Raw genomic sequence first — 19291 nt, forward strand, 5'->3', positions numbered from 1 at the left:
ACGCCCATGCCGGGTTCTAGTGAGCGTTTGATTGCGCGATACTCGGTGTCAAAGCGGCCAGACGATGGCCGTTATTCGTTAGCGGTAAAATGACCGACAGTCATTCAATGCGAGGTGTTCATGACGGATGGCAGGTCTTCACAGGCGTTGAATTTGGTCACACTCTCGTCGATCGAGCACGTGCCAGAGGCGCAGTGGGATGCGCTGGTAAGCCCGGAACAGCCTTTTTTACGCCACGCCTTTTTGAACGCGCTGGAGCAAAGCGGCTCGGCAAGCGAGGCCACCGGCTGGCAGCCGCGTCATCTCTGCGTATGGCAGGGGGAGCGGCTGGTCGCGGCGCTGCCACTTTATTTGAAAAGCCACTCCAGCGGCGAGTACGTGTTCGACTGGGGCTGGGCAGAGGCCTTTGAGCGCGCCGGGGGCGACTACTACCCCAAGGCGCTGAGCGCCGTACCCTTTACCCCGGTACCGGGCCAGCGCACGCTGGTGGCCTGCGATATCGATGCCCAAAGCGCCTTTGCGCTGCTCGCCAAGGGGTGGCGGGATCAGTGCGAGACGCTGGGGCTTTCGAGCTGGCATCTGCTGTTTGCCAATGACAACGAAGTCGATGCCTGGCAGGCCCAGTGCCCGGAGCTGATCGTTCGCCACGGCGTGCAGTTTCAGTGGCGCGACCGCGACTTCAAGGATTTTGATGGCTTTTTGGAAAGCCTCACTGCCAAGCGGCGCAAGACGATCAAGCGCGAGCGGCGCCTGGTTGCCGAGCAGGGCATCACGCTCAGGCGCCTGGAAGGCGAGGCGATCGACCTTGAGGCGCTTGCGCACTTTTTTCGCTGCTACACGATCACCTACCATGAGCGCGGCCGCCCGCCGTACCTCAACGAGGCGTTTTTTCAGGCGCTTCGCCGGAACATGCCAGAGTCGATGCTGCTTGTGCAGGCGCTCGTGGACGACCGCCCGGTGGCCGCCGCGCTCTACTTTCGCGGCGCCACCACGCTTTATGGGCGCTACTGGGGCAGCGAAGTGGTCGCCGACTGCTTGCACTTCGAGGCCTGCTACTACCAGGGGATCGAGTTCTGCCTGGAGCGGGGGCTTTCGCTTTTCGACCCCGGCACCCAGGGCGAGCACAAGCTGGTGCGCGGCTTCGCCCCGACGCCCACGCGCTCGCTTCACTACCTGGCCCACGAAGGGCTTGCCGCCGGCGTTGCCGAGTTCTGCGCTCGGGAAGGTGAACACGTCAAGGCTTACCGCCAGGCGGCGCTGGAGGCGCTGCCGTTCAAGGCGTGGCCATAGCGCAGCTCGCGACACACGGCTCGCTGCCAGGCCCGCTTGCTGGCATAATGCGCGCCGTTCACGCCTTGAAAAGGCACTCGATTACAGGAAGCTTCGATGCATCGATGGCTGGTGATCGCCCTGGTGGGCGTTCTGGGATTTTTACAGTATCAGCTTTGGCTGGGTAACGGCGGCTGGCAGGATCTGCAGCGCGTCGAGCAGCGCGTGACGGTACAGGAGGCGGCGAACGTGCCCATGCGCGAGCGCAACGCGCGGCTGGCCGCCGAGGTCACCGATCTCAAGACCGGTCTGGATGCCATCGAAGAGCGCGCCCGTAGCGATATGGGCATGGTGCGAAGCGACGAGCAGTTTTTCTGGGTGCCGGGCGTGGCGATTCAAAACGAGCTGATCGGTTTGAACGCGGCAATGGTCGCCAACCCGGTCGCCGCCGAGAGCGAGACCGCCGATGAGTGATCGCCTCTGGATGGTGGTGCCGGCGGCGGGCCAGGGCCGGCGCATGGGCGCCGACCGGCCCAAGCAGTATCTCGAGATCGAAGGCCGCCCGGTGCTGGCCCACACACTAAAGCGCCTGCACGCCGCCTATCCAGAGGCGCGGCTGGTACTCTGTCTGGACGCCGACGATCGCTTTTTCGATCCGCGCTTCGTGCCGTTTGAACACTGGCAGCGGGTCGACGGTGGGCGCGAACGGGTCGACAGCGTCCAGAACGCGCTGAACGCGATCGACGCCGAGGATGACGACCTGGTCATCGTGCACGACGTGGCACGCCCTTGCGTCAGCGTCGAGGATCTGCGCGCGCTGGTCGATAACGCTCGCATTCATCCGGGCGGGGCGCTTCTGGCCATGCCGGTGGCAGACACCATGAAGCGCGAGACGGAGGCCGGGCGCAGCGCGCATACCGAGCCCCGCGACGGGCTCTGGCACGCACTGACGCCCCAGGGGTTTCGCTTCGCGCTGTTAAAACGGGCGCTCATACACGCGCAGGAGCTGGGCATGGCGGTTACCGACGAAGCCTCCGCCATCGAGGCGCAGGGGCTTTCGCCAAAGCTCGTCAGCGCCCGCCGCGACAACCTGAAAATCACTCATCCCGATGATCTTGCCCTGGCGGCGGCGATTCTCTCGCTGCAGGCCGGCAACAGTAAAGAGTAGTGCTCATGCGTATTGGCCATGGATTCGACGTACACCGCTTCGGCCCGGGTGATCATTTGATGGTCGGTGGGGTTCGGCTCGCGTTCGAGCAGGGCTTCGTTGCCCACTCCGACGGCGACGTGCTGCTTCACGCGATCAGCGATGCGCTGCTGGGCGCCTGCGCGCTTGGCGACATCGGCCACCACTTCCCGGATACCGACCCACAATGGAAAGGCGCCGACAGCCGCGCACTCTTGCGCCACGTGGCCGCGCTGGTGGGCGAGGCCGGCTTCAGTGTGGGCAATCTGGACGCCACGATCATGGCCCAGGCGCCGAAAATGGCGCCCCATATCGGCGCCATGCGCGAGGTGATCGCTTTGGATCTCGGCGTGACGCTGGGCCAGGTCAATGTCAAGGCGACCACCACCGAGCGGCTCGGCTTTACCGGCCGGGGTGAGGGTATCGCCGCCGAGGCGGTGGTGCTGCTAACGCCCGGGGCGCGCTGATGAATCCACTGCCGGACTGGCCCCGCGCGCTGGAGGCTCGCTTTGGCCCGCGCGCGCCGGGCCAGTACCGCCAGGTACCGGAGGATTTCTTCGTCGATGAGCAGCTCGACTTCACCCCACAAGGCGAGGGCGAGCATGTGTGGCTGCGCCTTGAAAAACGCGGCCTGACCACCCTCGAGGTGGTCAAGCACCTCGCCCGACTTTGTGAGGTGGCGCCGCGCGCCATTGGCTACTCGGGCATGAAGGATAAAATCGCGGTGACGCGCCAGTGGCTCAGTGTCCACCTGCCAGGCCGGCCGTCGCCGGAGGGCCTGGAGGAGGCGCTCGCGGTTCAGGGCATTCGCCTGGTCGAGCAGGGGCGACACCCGCGCAAGCTCAAGCGCGGCGTGCACCGCACCAACCGCTTTCGGCTGCGCGTAAGCGGCGAGGCCGTCGAAACCCAGGCGTTCGCCAAACGCTGGGAGGCGCTGTGCCGTGAAGGCGTGGCCAACTACTTTGGCCCCCAGCGCTTTGGCGCCCAGGGGCGCAATCTGGAAAAGGCGCGCGCGGTGCTGCAAAAGGGCTGGCGCAAGCGCGACGACCGCCAGGGCATGCTGCTCTCCACGGCGCGCGCGTTTTTGTTCAACGAGTTTTTGAGCGCGCGGGTGGGTGATGGAAGCTGGCACTCGCCGGTACCGGGCGATACGCTGATGCTCGACGGCACCCAAAGCGTGTTTAGTATAAACGAGGTCGATGAAACGCTCACCGCGCGCGCCGAAGCGCTCGACCTTCACCCGGCGGGGCCGCTTTGGGGCGTTGGCGAGGCTGCGCTCGGTAAGGCCGGCGCGCTGGAGCAGGCGCTTTACGCCCGCGAAGCCGCGCTGTGTGACGGTTTGAACCGGGCGGGGGTGAAAAAAAGTCACCGGGCGCTTAGGATGCGCGTCATCGAGCCCGTACTGACGCGTGAGGCCGATGCCGTAGTGCTCGCATTTTCTTTGCCGCGTGGCGGCTTTGCGACCGCGCTTTTGCGCGAGCTGATCGACCACCCGGATTTTTGAAGGCGCGCTTGCGCGAGCGTACTCGCACATTTGGTGCCGTGCACACGGTCAGGGAATCACGCCACACCGACTGTCCAGGGAGAGGCCCATGCGACGACTGCTTTTATCCAACGACGACGGCGTGTACGCCCCGGGGCTTCGCGCGCTGCACGACGGGCTCATCGAGCACGCCAGACTGCGCGTGGTGGCGCCGGACCGTGACCGCAGCGGGGCGAGCAACTCGCTGACGCTGTCGCGCCCGCTATCGCTCACCGCGCTCGACAGCGGCTTTTACAGCGTCGATGGCACACCCGCCGACTGCGTCTATCTCGGCGTGAACGGGGTGTGGGATGAGCGCCCGGATCTCGTGATCGCCGGGATCAATCACGGTAGCAACCTGGGCGACGACGTGCTTTACTCCGGCACCGTTGCGGCAGCCATGGAAGGGCGCAACCTGGGCATGAGCGCGATCGCCATGTCGCTTTGCGGCGAGCGTCATTTCGAGAGCGCCGCGCGCATGGCGGCGACACTCGTCGGCGCTGCCGATACGCTGTCGCTGCCGCCAAGAACCCTTTTGAACGTCAACGTGCCGGATTTGCCCTGGGAGGAGATCAAGGGCGTTCGCGTGACAAGGCTTGGCTATCGCGGCCCGGCGGAGAAGGCGGTACCGATCAAGGATCCGCGCGGGCGCACGCGCTACTGGATCGCGCCGGTGGCGGCCAACGCCGACGACGGCGAGGACACGGATTTCGCCGCAATCAACGAAGGCTTCGTCTCGATCACGCCGCTACAGACCGACTTGACGCGCCACCCGGCGCGGGGCGACGTGCAAGCCTGGCTGGACGCTTTTGCCTGATCTCTTTCAGGCAGAGCGCCGTGGGCGGGGGATGACCTCCCAGCGCACGCGAGACCGTATGGTCGAACGGTTGATCGACCAGGGCATTGTTGACGCGCGGGTGCTCGAGGTCATGGCCGCTGAGCCGCGCCACCTGTTCGTCGACGAGGCGCTGGCGCACCGGGCGTACGAGGACACGGCGCTGCCGATTGGCTATGGCCAGACGCTTTCGCAGCCGTTCATCGTGGCGCGCATGACCGAGCTCGTGCTCAAGGCCAACCCCCGGCGGGTGCTCGAAGTAGGCACCGGGTCGGGCTACCAGGCGCTGGTGCTTTCGCGGCTGGTACCCACGCTTTATTCCGTCGAGCGAATCGTCACGCTTGGCGAGCGCGCGGTCGGGCGGCTTTCGAGTCTCGACGCCCGTGTGAATCTGGCGATCGCCGACGGCGGCGAGGGCTGGCCCGGCGGGCACACGTTCGACGTGATCCTGTTGACCGCCTGCGCGCAAACGCTGCCCAAAGCGCTGTTGGAGCAGTTGGGTCGTCACGGCGTATTGATTGCGCCACTGGAAGCGCCGGACGGCAGCCAGTGGCTAACACAGGTCAAGCGTATCGGTGGGGCGTTCGAGAAGCGCCGTCTCGAGCCGGTACGCTTCGTCCCTTTATTGCAAGGAGTGGTGGATTGAAGCATCGACGCTTGGGCGTATTTTTGAAAGGCGCCGGGATGGGCGCCGCCGACGCGGTGCCCGGCGTTTCGGGAGGCACGATTGCCTTCATTACCGGTATTTATGAAGAGCTGATCCACACCATCAAGCAGTTCGGCCCCAGTGCCTGGCCTGCCTGGCGCCAGGGCGGCTGGCGGGGCCTTTTTGCGCATCTGAATCTCGGTTTTTTGGTGCCGCTTCTGGCCGGTATCGCGCTGAGCCTGGTGAGCGTGGCGCACCTGGCGCTTTGGCTGATGCACACACACCCGTTGCTGCTTGACGGCTTCTTTTTCGGGCTGGTCGCTGCCTCGGCGCTGGTGGTAGGTCGGGCGAGCGGGCGCTGGCGGCTTTTGTACGTGCTGCCGCTGTTGGCCGGGCTGCTGCTTGCCCAAGCGCTGCCGGCATTGATGCCGCTGGTGCTGCTGTTGGGCAACGAGGCGCTGATCGTCGTCGTGGCTGGAGCCATCGCCATCAGCGCGATGCTGCTGCCCGGCGTGTCCGGAAGCTTTTTGTTACTCACCATGGGGCTTTATGGCACCATCATGGGGGCTATCAAAAGTCTCGACATCGGTATTATCATGTGGTTTGGCTTGGGCTGTCTTGTCGGTCTGATGCTCTTTTCACGGTTTCTCTGGTGGCTTTTGAAGCGCCATCACAACGCCACGATGCAGCTACTTTTAGGTTTCATCGTCGGCTCGCTACCGGTGCTGTGGCCCTGGCGCGAACTTCTTAGCTATCAAATGGGCCCCGAAGGGCAGATCATTGCGCTATCGCACCGCTACCTGCTGCCAGGTGACTACGCTAACCTGATCGACGGTAGCGCTCAGGTAGCGGGCGTCGTTGTCATGATGCTCATCGGCGCGGCGCTGGTCGTGGTACTTAGCCGGCGGGCCGTTCAAGGACCAGGCAGTTCGACACAAGGCGCGCGGCGTTGAAAAGGAGTAGAGTTTGCATGCGTAAGGTTTTTACACTCTCTTTGGTGGCGTTGGCCATCAGCGGTTGCGTCAATCAGCCGTCAAACGCGCCCCAGGTACGAGATCTGAGCGAGGCGCGCCGCGCGGTGGAAAGCTCGCCCCAGTACACCGTCGCGCCGGGCGACACGCTCTATGGCATCGCCTGGCAATACAATTTGGACTACCGGGAGCTGGCGGCGATGAACAACATCGCCCCGCCGTATCAGATTCAACCCGGCCAGACCATCACGCTGCGCCAGGGCGGCGGGGCGAATGCTCAAGGGCCGAGCCCGGCCGATCAGTCGCCGCCGGCGCGTCAGGGGGGCGCGGTAGCTACTGGTCTGGGCGGTGGCGTGGCGATCGCTAGCAACGAGACCGGAGGCCAAAACACCGTTCAGTCAAGCGACCAGCAGATGGACTGGCTATTGCCGGATGAGAGTGCCATCGAGCGCAATCAGCGCATCACCGCCGAGCGCGGCGACACCAATAACGGCAGTAATGACGGCCAGGCGCCGGCGCGTGAAGAGGCGCCCATCGCCGAACCTGCGGCCGAGTCGTCGATAGAGGAGGCGCCCGCCGCCACGCCGGAGCCGGAGGCACCCGCTGAGCCCGAGCCGCAGCCCGAACCGGTGGAGTCGACACCCGAGCCCGCCGCCGCGCCCGAAGCGCCCGCGGCTCCGGATCGCTCCTCGCGCACCTTCACGCCGGCCGAGACCATCAACTGGCGCTGGCCGGCGGATGGCCAGGTCGCCGGTGGCTTTGGTGAGGGCGAAACGATCACCGCCGGGATTGATATCACGGGACAAAAGGGGCAACCTGTAAGAGCCGCCGGTCCAGGCATCGTGGTCTACGCCGGTAGCGGAGTACGGGGTTATGGCAACCTCATACTACTCAAACACAATGACCAGTTTCTTAGCGCTTACGCGCACAACGACAGCTTGCGCGTCAGCGAAAACGATGTGGTCGAGGCAGGAGAAGTCATTGCCACCATGGGCGATAGCGACACCGACAGCGTCAAACTTCATTTCGAGGTGCGCCGCGATGGCCAGCCCGAAAACCCCTTGGACTTTTTACCATCGCGATAAAGCGCTCTCTTTGATCGGCTTGGCCAAGGCGCCCTGCGCCTTTAGAAAAACCCGAACAGCTTGATAAGAGCGTCATATAACAATAACGGTGAGCGCGTACAGACAGTACGACCACCCACACTTTTTTACATGGCGGTTAGGCAAGACAACGGGGGTAAGATCATGAGCATGCTGGAGAAGGACCTGCAGGAGGTTGACCTCGAGACCGCGGAGGAGGCATTGGACGATGCCGAGGAATCCGCCAACGAAGAGGAAGATGCCTTCGAAAAAGCACTGGGGCGCGAAGATCGACAGTCGACCCAGAGCCTGGACGCTACGCAAATTTATCTCAACGAAATCGGTTTTTCGCCGCTTTTGACGCCGGAAGAGGAGGTCTACTACGGCCGGCTAGCGCGCAAGGGGGACCCGCTGGGTCGCTCGCGGATGATCGAATCCAACCTGCGCCTGGTGGTCAAGATCGCCAGACGCTACCTCAACCGGGGTTTGACGCTGCTCGATCTGATCGAGGAGGGCAATTTGGGCCTCATTCGCGCCGTGGAGAAGTTCGACCCCGAGCGCGGATTTCGTTTTTCGACCTACGCTACCTGGTGGATTCGTCAAACGATCGAACGGGCGCTGATGAATCAGACGCGCACCATTCGTTTGCCCATCCACGTAGTCAAGGAGCTCAACATCTATCTGCGCGCCGCGCGTGAGCTGACGCAAAAGCTCGACCACGAGGCGACCGCCGAAGAGATTGCCGAGCATCTGGACAAACCGGTGAGCACGGTCAAGAAAATGCTGGGCTTGAACGAGCGCGTGTCGTCGGTGGATTACCCCATGGGCGGCGAAAGCGACAAACCGTTGATCGACACCCTGGCTGACGACGATGTCTCCGGCCCGGAATCGCTACTGGTCGACGGTGACGTGCGCGAGCACGTCGATCACTGGCTCGACGAGCTCAGTGAAAAGCAGCGCGAAGTCGTGGTTCGCCGTTTTGGCCTTCGAGGCCACGAGTCGGCGACCCTCGAGGAAGTCGGCGCTGAAATTGGTCTGACTCGCGAGCGGGTTCGTCAAATCCAGGTCGAAGCGCTAAAGAAGCTTCGTCGCTCGCTGGAAAAACAGGGCCTCTCTCTCGACGCCATTTTCGAGAGCTAAGCCTTAAAGCACTGCTTCCCGCGAGACTTGCCAGCGGCAAGACAGGGCGCACCGGCCAGCCGGTGCGCCGGTATCCAGGCAGATGACCCGGCCCAATACGTTGGGCTTTTTTATACCCGAATGAAAACCGCAGGCGCCGTTTCAGCGCCTGGTAAGTGAGAAGAGCCATGCGCCCGCTGGCGGCCCATATCGATCTCGACGCGCTGCGTCACAACTACCGCGTGGCCGCCGGCTGCGCGCCCCAAAGCCGGTCCGTGGCGGTGATCAAGGCCAACGCCTACGGCCACGGCGCACTCGCCTGTGCCCGGGCGCTTGCGCCGCTCGCGCCGGCGTTGGCGGTGGCGTGTATCGAAGAGGCGATCACGCTGCGCGAAGGCGGCATCACCACTCCCATCGTACTGCTCGAGGGCTTCTTCGACGCCGAAGAGCTCGCTCTTATCGATGCTCACGGCTTATGGACCAGCGTGCACAGCGAGTGGCAAATCGAGGCGCTATTGGCGTTTACGCCCCAAACGCCGATCCCCGTCTGGGTCAAGGTCGACTCCGGCATGCATCGGCTGGGGTTCGAGCCCGACCGGGTAGAGGCCATTTGGCGCCGACTCGAGGCCGCCCCTGGAGTCGGCGAGCTTCACCTGATGAGCCACTTCGCCACGGCGGATGCCGGCGACAGCGGCTACTTCGAGCGCCAGCTTCAAAGTGTCGCGGCACTTGGAAAGGCGCTCGGCGCGCCGCTTTGCCTGGCCAACTCGCCGGCCACGCTTGCCTATCCCGCTGCTCACGGCGCCTGGAACCGGCCCGGGGTAATGCTTTACGGCAGCAATCCGCTGGAAGTGGACAACGCCATTACCCAGGCGCTTCGCCCGGTCATGAGCCTGCGCTCGGAAATCATCGCGCTGCGCGAGATCGAGGCAAACGAGCCGGTCGGCTACGGCGGGCGCTGGCGCGCACCCGGGCGCTCATTGATCGCCGTGGTCGCCGCGGGCTACGGTGACGGCGTCGATCGTCACGCAAAAGACGGCACGCCGGTGCTGGTTAACGGTCAGCGCTGCCGGATCGTTGGGCGCGTGTCGATGGACATGCTCACCGTGGATGTGACCGACGTGAGCGGCGTTGCGATCGGCAGCGACGTGACGCTCTGGGGTCAAAGCGCCTGTGGGGCGCTTTTGTCGGTGGACGAGGTCGCCCGCCACTGCGACACGATCAGCTATACGCTCTTGACCGGGGTGCTGCCCCGGGTGCCGCGCCGCTATCACGGCGCTTGATCAAGGTTATTGGAATGTCGAAGAAACCCTTTCCCCGTTCGTTTGCTCACCCGCGCTACTGGTCGACCTGGCTTGCCATCGGCGCGATGGTTGTTGTGGCCTGGCTGCCCTGGCGGCTGAAGCTCGCGATCGGCAAGCTCATCGGGCTGATGGCCTGGGCGCTGATCAAGCGCCGGCGCCATATCACCGCGACCAACATCGCGCTCTGCTTTCCGGAAAAAAGCGCTGAGGAGCAGCGCCAGCTGGTCAAACAGACCTTCATCGCCAACGGTATCGGGCTGGTCGAGACCGCCACCGGCTGGTGTCGCCGCGCCGAGGGCTTTCGCCACCGGGTGGCCTACCATGGCGAGGAGCACCTGGCCCGGGCCAAAGCTCAGGGCAAGGGCGTGCTGGTCGTCGGCATTCACTTCTCGACGCTGGATTTAGGCGGGGCGCTGCACTCGCTCTTCTTTCCGGCGGACGTGGTCTACCGGCCGCACAATAATCCGCTGTTCGAGCGCTTCATGACCCGGGCCCGCTCACGGATTTTCGGCCAGGCGATCGACCGCCACGACCTGCGCGGGGTCGTGCGTCGCATCAAGGCGGGGCATATCGTCTGGTACTCGCCGGACCAGGACTTCGGCCGCGATGTCAGCGTATTTGCGCCGCTCTTTGGCCAGCAGGCGGCGACCATTCGTCTGACCTCGAAGATCGCGCGCATGACCGGCGCGCCGGTAGTGCCCTTGATGTTCCACCGCAATCCGGATAACCGCACCTACACCATCGAGTGTCTGCCGGCCTTCGAGAATTTCCCGAGCAAGGATGAAGTGGACGACGCCACCCGGGTGAACCAGTTCATCGAACGGGCGATCCGCAAGCACCCGGAGCAGTACCTGTGGCTTCACCGGCGCTTCAAGACGCGCCCGGAGGGGGATGGGGAGGTTTACTAGCGTGGAGGTGGTCTTGAGCAACCCTACGCGGGGCGCCATGAATACATCCTTGTAGGCTACTTTCGCCATCCTTGGCGAAAAACCCCCGCTACGGATTGCTCAAGACCGCGCGAGCATCATGAGGCGGCCACTATCAAAAAAAAGCCGACGCATGGGCGTCGGCTTTTTCGTATGCGGCCGGTAGGCGCTTAATCGAGATTGCGCGAGTAGAAGATCTCCAGCATCTCCTTGCGCAGGCGGCTTTCGATGTCGCGCGCCTCCTCGAAGGTGATGTCGCGCCGTGAGGTGCCGAACAGATAGTTGTCCAGCTCGAAATCCTTGAGCAGCATCTTGGTATGGAACATGTTGTCCTGATACACGTTCACATCCATCATCTGATACGCCTGTTTGGTGTCCTCGGCCAGGTAGTCCTGAATAGAGGTAATGGCGTGGTCGATGAAAAGCTTTTTACCGTCGACGTCGCGAGTGAAGCCGCGTACCCGGTAATCCATGGTGACGATATCGGAATCGAAGCTGTGAATCAGGTAGTTCAGCGCCTTGAGCGGGCTGATGTGGCCGCAGGTGGAGACATCGATATCCAGGCGGAAGGTGCTGATGCCGTTGTCCGGGTGGGACTCGGGGTAGCTGTGCACCGTCACGTGGCTCTTGTCCAGGTGGCCGACCACGGTTTCCGGCAGCGGGCCCGGACCGGGCGTCGTTTGGGCGACCGGCTCGTCGAGCTCGTGCTCGGCGATCAAGATGGTCACGCTGGCGCCGTGGGGCTCGTAGTCCTGGCGCGCGATGTTGAGTACGTGCGCGCCGATGATGTTGGTCACATCCTTGAGAATCTGGGTAAGACGCTCGGCGTTATACAGCTCATCGATATAGTCGATATACGCGCCGCGCTGCTCTTCGGTCTTGGCGTAGCAAATATCGTAAATATTGAAGCTTAACGAGCTGGTGAGGTTGTTAAACCCGTGGAGTCGGAGATTATCAGGCAATTCCGCGCCTCCTGATGGCAGTGAAAACACCCCGACGAGCCAGCGCCGGAACCGATTCGCAAATGTTGAGCGCCCCGCGTCGGGCGCGAGGGCGGGCTATTATGCCCCCCCGCGGCCCGCGTTGCATCCCGGCTGGCCATTTTTTTACGACGCAGCGTCCTGGATCTCGAAGGAGTGCGTGATGTCAACGCCGCCCTTGACCAGCATGATCGAAGCGCTGCAGTACTTCTCCGCCGAGAGCTCGACGGCGCGCTGCACCTGCTTCTCCTTGAGGTTGCGCCCGGTGACCACGAAATGCACGTGGATGCGGGTGAACACCGAGGGCACCTCGTCGGCGCGTTCGGCGTCGATCTCGGCCACGCAGTCGATGACATCGGCTCGCGCCTTGTCGAGAATGTTCAACACATCAAACGCCGTGCAGCTGCCCATGCCCATCAACAGCATTTCCATCGGGCGTGGGCCGGTGTTGCGCCCGCCGTGATCCGGCGGCCCGTCGATCACCACGCTGTGGCCGCTGCCCGACTCCGCCACGAACTGGCGCCCGTCTGTCCATTTCACTCGTGCTTTCACGCGGCTCTCCTTTTGACTGATGCCGGAGTTTGAATACGTTAATAGGCTGTTCCAGGGATGCCAAGCGCGCTTGAGAAGGGCGCCAGCTCCACGACTGATGCGCGCAGCATAGCACGCCTGCCACTCGAGACCCTTAGCGCGGCAGCGGCCAGCCACCTTCATCGATGGCGATGAAGTCCGCGATCTCCGGATTGTAGAGATAGACCCACGCCTCGCCGAAGCGGGTGGTCAGCGTAACGCGCTGATACTCGCCTTCTCCCGGGGCGTCGAGTCGGTGATCCTCCAGCACGTCGAGACGGGCGAGCATGGCCTCATCGACGCGGTAGACCTCCAGCGCAATGCCTTTTGATTCGCGCTGTTTGGCGCCGGGATAAGGGCCCACGTCGTAAAGCGTGAGCACGCGGCTGGTATCCGCGCCGACGAACTCGGCGCCCTCCAATAGATAGGCATTATTGAGCCCCTTTTTCAGCGTGCCGTAAACGGCGACCAGGGGTGTGACGGCGATGTCGTCGGCAAGGCTCACGGTGACTCCTCGTTGAAACGGTGGGTCGATGACGTCAAAAAATCCTCGAGCGCTTCCAGACGCGCCGGCGTGCCGACGTCCACCCAGTGACCGGTAAAGTGCTCGGCGCTGACCTGCCCGCGGGCAATCGCCTCTTTTAGAAGCGGCGCCAGCGCGAAGGCGCCGGGGGAGCAGCCCTGAAACAGCGCCGGATGAATCACGGCGATGCCCGAGTAGGTAAGCGCCGGCGTATCGAGTCCCGCCAGGCCCTGTTCGAGCGAGAAGTCTCCGTTTGGGTGCTGGGGCGGGTTGTCCACCAGCATCAGGTGGGCGAGCGCCTGAGGCACCAGCGTTGGGGTAGGCAGGGCGTCACACCAGACGTCGCCATTGACCAGCAAAAAGGGCGCCTCGCCCAGAAGCGGCAGAGCGTTGAGGATGCCGCCGCCGGTTTCCAGCGGCGTCTGTTCCACGCTGTAGGTGATCGAGAGCCCGTAGCGCGCGCCGTCGCCCAGGGCCTCCATGATCTGCTCGGCGCGGTAGCTTACGTTGATCACCACCTCAAAAATGCCGGCTCGGGCCAGGTGCGCCAGATGATGCTCGATCAGCGCCTTGCCGCCTACGGTCAGCAAGGGCTTGGGGCAGGTGTCGGTCAGCGGGCGCATGCGCGTGCCGAGCCCGGCGGCCAGAATCATCGCCTTCATGGTGAATCTTCCAGCTTGGCGGCGATGGCCGGGCGCAGCGTATCGCGCGTCCAGCGGGCGAAATCGTCGTGGCTTGAGAGCCCGGCCAGGCTGTCCTCGAGGTGATCCAGAAAGTGGGGCAGCCGCTCGAGGTAGCCGGTTTTGGCGTCGCGCAGGGTCAGACGGCAGAAAATGCCCAGCACCTTCAGCGAGCGCTGGGCAGCCATCGCGCGACACCAGCGCAAAAACGCCGCCGCGTCGACGCTTGCCGGCAGGCGCCCGTCCTGGCGCGCCCGGGCGTGAAACGCCAGCGCCAGCGCGTCGAAATCACTCGCGTCAAAGCGCCAGTAGCGCCCGCACAGAAGCGATATGACGTCATAAGTGATGGGCCCGGCCACCGCGTCCTGGAAATCGATCATGTAAAGGCGCCCGGCGTGGGGCATGAGGTTCATGGCATCGAAGTCTCGATGTACACTCACCACCGGCTGCGAAAGCGCCAGCCGCGTGAGCTCATCCTCCAGAGCGGCAAGCGACGCTGGCACCTCGAGGCCGAGCCAGCTCTTCAGGCACCACTCGGGAAATAGCGCGAGCTCGCGGCGCAGCAGCGCCTCGTCAAATGGCGGAAGAAAGCTCGGGTCAACGGCGTTTTGCAGTGCGCTCACAAGCGCGAGCGCTTCTGCCGTGTGCTCATGCACGCTCGCGGTATCGATGAATCTGGTCTGAAGCGGCGTATCGCCCAGGTCCTCGAGCAGCAGAAAGCCTTGGTCGAGATCCGCCTGATAAATGGCGGGCACCGGCAGGTTCGCCGCGCGAAGCCGCCGGCCGATCGCCACGAACGGGGCGGAGTCCTCTTGCTCGGGCGGGGCGTCCATGACAATTTGTGTTTCGCCGGAGGGAAGTCTCAGGCGAAAATAGCGGCGAAAACTCGCATCGCCCCCGGCTGGGGCGAGGGTAAGGGCGGTCGCATCGAGACCGTGCTGGTCGGCGACCCACCTGGTGAGGGCGTCAAACCTGGATGTGGACATGCAAGCTCCTTGCTGGTCGGGCATCATGCGAGCTGTATAATACCGATTCTGAATGCCAAGGATAACGAACATGGGCAAGCGATGTACGGGAACGGCGCTGGCAGGACATACGCTGCTGGGCATTTTTGCGCTCACGGCGACGTCGGCGGTAGCGCAAGGCGAGCCGCTGCCCGCCAGTGCGCTGGACTGGCAGCCCTACCGGCCGGACGAGGCGTCCAATCAGCTGTGTCGCGGCCGCTACGTGATGCCCGGCTATCGTTTGCCCGCCGAGCAGAACCCCGAAACGCTCTCGGTAGAAGCGGGAGAGGCCGACTACGCCCAGAACGGCGAGGCGCTCTTGCGCGGTGACGTGGTGCTGCGCCGGGCTGATAGCGAGCTTCAGGCCGCGCAGATCTTTCTTCCCGCCGAGCGCCAGCAGGTCGATGCTGAAGGCGAGCTTGCGCTTCGAAACGGCCAGGCGCTGGTGCGCGGCGACCAGGCCACGCTGTTTCTCAACGAAGACCGCGCCACCATCGACAATAGCCATTATGTTCTTTACGAGCCGCGCCTGCGCGGTCAGGCCGAGCGGCTCGAACAGACCGGCGAGGATCAGTACCGGCTTCGAAGCGCCAGCTTCACCACCTGCGAGCCCGGCGAAAATACCTGGCAGATTCTGAGTAGCGATATTCGCCTGAATCAGGCCGCGGGCTTCGGCACCGCGCGCAACGCCCGCCTGCACGTCAAGGATGTGCCGGTGTTCTACTGGCCCTGGGTGCGCTTTCCGCTCGACGACCGGCGCCAGAGCGGCTTCTTGTGGCCAACGCTTGGCTTCTCCAATGATGGATTGGACTACGCCCAGCCCTACTACTGGAACATCGCGCCCAACCAGGACGCGACCATTACGCCGCGCTTCATGACCGACCGGGGGCTTTTGCTCAACGGCGAATACCGCCACATGAGCGAGCAGACCCGCACCCTCGTCGAGGGTGGTTACCTCGCCGACGACGGCGGCCGAAGCTCCGGCGACAACCGCTTCGAGGGCGAGGAGCGCTGGTACATCGACGCCCAGCACCGCGGGCGCATCAACGCGCGCAGCAATTACAATTTGCGCTATGGCGGCGCCAGCGACGGGCGCTACTTCGATGACTTCGGCGCCGAGTTCGGCAGCAGCGAGCGCGCCGGTATGGAGCGCCTGGCGCAGGTGGATTACCGCGGCGAGCGCTGGCAGCTCGACGCCCGCGCCCAGGGGTTTCAGCGCCTGGAGGACCCGCTGGCCGATAGCGACAAACCCTTCTATCGCCTGCCGAGTCTGACCGCCAACACCACGGACTGGGATCTCGGCGGCGGCTTTTACGGCCAGTGGCGCTCGAATGCGACCTACTTCTGGCGCGACGTGAACGAAAACCTGGTGCCCGAGCGTGAAGCGGCCAACGGCTCGCGCCTTCACCTGACCCCGGCGGTGGGCTGGCGCTTCGAGAAGCCCTGGGGCTATATCGAGCCGCGCACCGAGTTCTGGAACACCGCCTATGAGCTCGACTACGGCAGCCGCGACACCGACCGCGCCACGTCGCCCACGCGAAGCCTGCTGGTCACCTCCATCGACAGCGGCCTGACTTTCGAGCGCGATCTGGAGCTCGGCGGCGACGGCTATCGCCAGACGCTGGAGCCGCGGCTGAATTACGCCTTCGTGCCGCGTACCGACCAGACCGATTTGCCCGAGTTCGACAGCTATGAGCGTGCTTTTTCCTGGGATCAGCTCTGGTCGCCGCTGCGCTTCTCCGGCGCCGATCGGGTGGGCGATCTCAACCGGATCTCCTACGGCGTGCAGTCGCGGTTGATTGAGGACGACGCCGGGCGCGACCGGCTCACCTTCGGCGTAGGCCAGAGCGCCTACTTTGCCGAGCGGCGCATCGACGAAAACGGCGACCCCGACACGCTACCGGCTCGCCCGGAGGAGAACCCCTTCGTCAATCCGCAAAGCCGCTACCAGGCGACGCGCGACCGCTCGCCGCTGGTGACGCGGCTGGATTGGCAGATCAGCGACCGCTTCAGCACCGGCTACGAGTGGCTCTACGACGACCAGCGTCAGCAGACCGAGCGCTCCAGCGTCGACGTGCGCTATCGCCATCCCGAGGGGCACGTAGTGAACCTTGGCTACCGTTGGGAGATCGAAGGGTTCGATCCAGGCGTTGTGCCGGGTGATGACGGCTTTCGCGACTACAACCGTGAAGAGTGGGATCTTTCGGTGGGGTACAAGGCTGCCCCGCAGATCGACCTGATCGGGCGCTATCTGTATGACCAGACCAACGACCGGGCGCTGGAACAGCTGGCCGGCGTGCAGTGGAACGACTGCTGCTACGGCGTTCAGCTGGTGTGGCGCGAATGGATCGACGACAACGACACCGCCCGTGTGGCCGACGATTTCAGCGACCGCGGCCTGTTTTTGCGCTTCGTTTTCCGGGGGCTGGGCGGCGTTGGCCAGGGCGCGAACACCTACTTCGACCGGGCGATTCCAGGCTACACGCCTTCGCCTTTGTAACGTGCCACGGTGATGATGCGTGATTCGCGTAACGCGCGGCTATTTTTAAGCGACGAAGAGAGTTTTCTTATGATGATGCACAAACGCCGGGCCCAGGGCCGCTTTACACGAACGCTTTCGCGGCTGACCACGGTTGGGGCGCTGGCGCTTAGCCTGGGCGCCGGCGCGGCGCTGACCAGCACCCAGGTGCTGGCCCAGAGCTTTCAAAACAGCCAGCGCCAGACGCTCGATAGCGTCGCGGCGGTGGTCAACGACGGCGTGATCATGCAAAGCGAGCTCGATGATCGCGTCAATCAAATCGAGCAGCAGGCCCAGGCGCAGGCGCAGGGCGGCGAGCTGCCGCCGCGGCGCCAGCTCACCCAGCAGGTGCTCGAGCGCATGGTGCTCGACGAAATCCAGCTGCAGATGGCGCGTGATGCGAATCTCAGCGTCGACGATACCGAGCTCAACCGCCAGCTACGCAGCATTGCCGAATCCAACGGCATGAGCCTTGATGGCTTCGCCGACGCCCTCGAGGCCGACGGGCTGAGCCTGGCCGAGGTGCGCGAGGACGTGCGCCGCGAAATGCTGATGCGCCAGGTGCAGCAGCGCCAGATCCAGCAGCGCGTCAACGTCAGCGAGCGCGAGGTCGACCGCTTTATCGAGCAGCAGCCCGGTCAGCAGGGCCAGTCCTTCATCGAGGAGAGCCAGGCGCGCCACATTCTCGTCGCGCTGACGCCGACCCGCGATGAAAGCCAGGCCCGCGCCCGCGCCGAGCAGGTGCGCTCGCGCCTGCAGCAGGGCGAATCCTTCGCCGCGGTGGCGCGCGAGTTCAGTGACGACAGCGGCAGCGCCATGAATGGCGGCGATTTGGGCTGGGTGCGCCCGGGCCAGACCGTGCCGGCGTTCGAAGAGGCGATGAATAGCCTGAGCCCGGGCCAGATCTCGGCGCCGGTACGCTCGCAGTTTGGCTACCACGTGATCGAGGTGCTGGACCGCCGCCGTCAGGACGTGACCGACGAGAGCCGCCGCGAGCAGGTGCGCCAGGCGATCTTCCAGCGCCGCGCCAACGAAGAGCTGCAGAACTGGCAGCGCGAGATTCGCGAACAGGCCTTCGTGGACATTCGCCAGTAATGTCACGAGAGCCCCGGTTACCGCTTTTAGTCACCACCGGTGAGCCGGCGGGCATCGGCCCGGAACTGGTGCTGATGCTGGCCGCGCAGAAGCGCCTGCCCCCGGACACCGTTGCCGTGGGCGACCCGCAGATGCTGGCCGAGCGCGCCGCACGCTTGAAGCTCGACGTTGACATTGTGACCGAGCAGCACGCGTCGGAAAACGTCTTGAGGCCTCAGCTTCCAGTGTGGCCGGTCACCCTCGCCGCGCCCTGCGTGCCCGGGGTGCTGGCCCCGGCCAACGCCGCCTACGTGATCGAAACGCTCGAGATCGCCGTTCGCGCCTGCCTGGAAGGGCAGGCGGCGGGTATCGTCACCGCGCCGCTGAACAAGGGTGTGATCATCGACGGCGGCTTTACCGGCTTCACCGGCCACACCGAGTGGCTGCGCGATGCCTGCGGCGTCGATGAGGTGGTGATGATGCTGGCCACCGACCGCGCCCTGCACGCCCAGCAAGACGGCTGGCAGGGAAGCCGTGATCTGCGCGTGGCGCTGGCTACCACGCACCTGCCGCTTCGCCAAGTGGCGGACGCCATCACCTTCGAGCGCCTGACGCGCCTCATTACGCTGCTCGCCGAGGACCTGACCCGCCAGTTCGCGATTGCCTCTCCGCGCATCGCGGTGTGCGGGCTCAACCCCCACGCCGGCGAAGAGGGGCATTTGGGCGTTGAAGAGATCGAGACCATCACGCCGGCCATCGAGCACCTGAGCGCACAGGGAGTCGACGTTCGCGGCCCCTACCCGGCGGATACGCTCTTCACCCCGCGCCACCTCAAGGAGGTCGACGCGGTGCTGGCGATGTATCACGACCAGGGGCTTTCGGTGCTAAAGTATGCAGGGTTCGGCCAGGCGGCCAACATTACCCTTGGCCTGCCGCTGGTGCGCACGTCGGTCGATCACGGCACCGCGCTGGATTTGGCGGGGCTGGGCGTGGCGAGCCCCGAAAGCCTGCTGGTGGCGATCGATCTCGCCAGACGCCTTGGCGACCAGCGCGCCGCCCATGCCGCCGCGGCGCCTTAGCCT

20 protein-coding genes are annotated in these 19291 nt (G+C 64.4%); 15 read left to right on the plus strand and 5 right to left on the minus strand.

Translation table 11 applies throughout. The annotated features are described in order from the left end of the window. Positions 1-120: 120 nt before the first annotated feature. The 12 genes from RN347_RS04210 (at position 121) to lpxL (ending at position 10842) form a co-directional block, all read left to right on the plus strand. Entirely contained in the window at positions 121-1290 is a 1170-nt protein-coding gene (locus RN347_RS04210) for a GNAT family N-acetyltransferase (protein WP_311960289.1), read from the plus strand. A gap of 96 nt (positions 1291-1386) precedes the next feature. After that, on the plus strand, positions 1387-1743 hold the full coding sequence (gene ftsB, locus RN347_RS04215) for a cell division protein FtsB (RefSeq protein ID WP_263584845.1): 357 nt from the start codon (positions 1387-1389) through the stop codon (positions 1741-1743). After that, a complete protein-coding gene (gene ispD / locus RN347_RS04220) occupies positions 1736-2437 on the plus strand; it encodes a 2-C-methyl-D-erythritol 4-phosphate cytidylyltransferase (protein WP_311960290.1) in 702 nt (233 codons plus the stop codon). The genes ftsB and ispD overlap by 8 nt, the downstream gene beginning before the upstream one ends. 5 nt (positions 2438-2442) lie before the next feature. Beyond that, positions 2443-2922, plus strand: a complete 480-nt coding sequence (ispF, locus tag RN347_RS04225) for a 2-C-methyl-D-erythritol 2,4-cyclodiphosphate synthase (RefSeq protein WP_311960291.1) — start codon at positions 2443-2445, stop codon at positions 2920-2922. Next, positions 2922-3959, plus strand: a complete 1038-nt coding sequence (truD, locus tag RN347_RS04230) for a tRNA pseudouridine(13) synthase TruD (protein WP_311960292.1) — start codon at positions 2922-2924, stop codon at positions 3957-3959. The genes ispF and truD overlap by 1 nt, the downstream gene beginning before the upstream one ends. A gap of 88 nt (positions 3960-4047) precedes the next feature. Further along, positions 4048-4794 (plus strand): 5'/3'-nucleotidase SurE, encoded by a 747-nt coding sequence (gene surE / locus RN347_RS04235; protein WP_263584841.1) that lies wholly within the window; start codon positions 4048-4050, stop codon positions 4792-4794. Between the two features lie 31 nt (positions 4795-4825). Next, positions 4826-5458: a protein-L-isoaspartate(D-aspartate) O-methyltransferase gene (locus tag RN347_RS04240; RefSeq protein ID WP_311960293.1), complete on the plus strand. Its 633-nt coding sequence runs from the start codon at positions 4826-4828 to the stop codon at positions 5456-5458. After that, a complete protein-coding gene (locus RN347_RS04245; RefSeq protein ID WP_263584839.1) occupies positions 5455-6411 on the plus strand; it encodes a DUF368 domain-containing protein in 957 nt (318 codons plus the stop codon). Before RN347_RS04240 ends, RN347_RS04245 begins: the two co-directional genes overlap by 4 nt. 17 nt (positions 6412-6428) lie before the next feature. Beyond that, on the plus strand, positions 6429-7514 hold the full coding sequence (locus tag RN347_RS04250; RefSeq protein WP_311960294.1) for a peptidoglycan DD-metalloendopeptidase family protein: 1086 nt from the start codon (positions 6429-6431) through the stop codon (positions 7512-7514). A 162-nt stretch (positions 7515-7676) separates the two neighbouring features. Next, on the plus strand, positions 7677-8651 hold the full coding sequence (rpoS, locus tag RN347_RS04255) for an RNA polymerase sigma factor RpoS (RefSeq protein ID WP_263584837.1): 975 nt from the start codon (positions 7677-7679) through the stop codon (positions 8649-8651). A gap of 167 nt (positions 8652-8818) precedes the next feature. Then, a complete protein-coding gene (gene alr / locus RN347_RS04260; RefSeq protein ID WP_311960295.1) occupies positions 8819-9913 on the plus strand; it encodes an alanine racemase in 1095 nt (364 codons plus the stop codon). Between the two features lie 14 nt (positions 9914-9927). Beyond that, positions 9928-10842, plus strand: coding sequence for an LpxL/LpxP family Kdo(2)-lipid IV(A) lauroyl/palmitoleoyl acyltransferase (lpxL, locus tag RN347_RS04265; RefSeq protein ID WP_263584835.1), 915 nt, complete (start codon positions 9928-9930; stop codon positions 10840-10842). A gap of 188 nt (positions 10843-11030) precedes the next feature. On the opposite strand, the gene speD is transcribed toward lpxL, so the two are convergent. The 5 genes from speD to RN347_RS04290 form a co-directional block, all read right to left on the minus strand. Then, the gene (gene speD / locus RN347_RS04270; protein WP_263584834.1) at positions 11031-11822 is read right to left on the minus strand and encodes an adenosylmethionine decarboxylase; all 792 of its coding nucleotides are present in this window, start codon (positions 11820-11822) and stop codon (positions 11031-11033) included. Between the two features lie 144 nt (positions 11823-11966). Further along, on the minus strand, positions 11967-12392 hold the full coding sequence (locus RN347_RS04275) for an OsmC family protein (RefSeq protein WP_311960296.1): 426 nt from the start codon (positions 12390-12392) through the stop codon (positions 11967-11969). Between the two features lie 133 nt (positions 12393-12525). Continuing rightward, the gene (locus RN347_RS04280) at positions 12526-12915 is read right to left on the minus strand and encodes a gamma-glutamylcyclotransferase (protein WP_263584832.1); all 390 of its coding nucleotides are present in this window, start codon (positions 12913-12915) and stop codon (positions 12526-12528) included. Beyond that, a complete protein-coding gene (gene murU / locus RN347_RS04285) occupies positions 12912-13595 on the minus strand; it encodes an N-acetylmuramate alpha-1-phosphate uridylyltransferase MurU (protein WP_311960297.1) in 684 nt (227 codons plus the stop codon). The genes RN347_RS04280 and murU overlap by 4 nt, the downstream gene beginning before the upstream one ends. After that, entirely contained in the window at positions 13592-14599 is a 1008-nt protein-coding gene (locus RN347_RS04290) for a phosphotransferase (protein ID WP_311960298.1), read from the minus strand. Before RN347_RS04290 ends, murU begins: the two co-directional genes overlap by 4 nt. Before the next feature lie 70 nt (positions 14600-14669). On the opposite strand from RN347_RS04290, the gene RN347_RS04295 reads away from it, so the two are divergent. The 3 genes from RN347_RS04295 (at position 14670) to pdxA (ending at position 19288) form a co-directional block, all read left to right on the plus strand. Continuing rightward, positions 14670-17117: an LPS-assembly protein LptD gene (locus RN347_RS04295; protein WP_311960299.1), complete on the plus strand. Its 2448-nt coding sequence runs from the start codon at positions 14670-14672 to the stop codon at positions 17115-17117. Between the two features lie 75 nt (positions 17118-17192). Beyond that, a complete protein-coding gene (locus tag RN347_RS04300; RefSeq protein WP_409365778.1) occupies positions 17193-18230 on the plus strand; it encodes a peptidylprolyl isomerase in 1038 nt (345 codons plus the stop codon). Further along, a complete protein-coding gene (pdxA, locus tag RN347_RS04305; protein ID WP_311960301.1) occupies positions 18230-19288 on the plus strand; it encodes a 4-hydroxythreonine-4-phosphate dehydrogenase PdxA in 1059 nt (352 codons plus the stop codon). Before RN347_RS04300 ends, pdxA begins: the two co-directional genes overlap by 1 nt. The last annotated feature ends 3 nt before the right edge of the window (positions 19289-19291 follow it).

The organism is Halomonas sp. PAMB 3264 (genome assembly GCF_031954245.1).
In the GTDB taxonomy this organism is placed as follows: domain Bacteria; phylum Pseudomonadota; class Gammaproteobacteria; order Pseudomonadales; family Halomonadaceae; genus Vreelandella.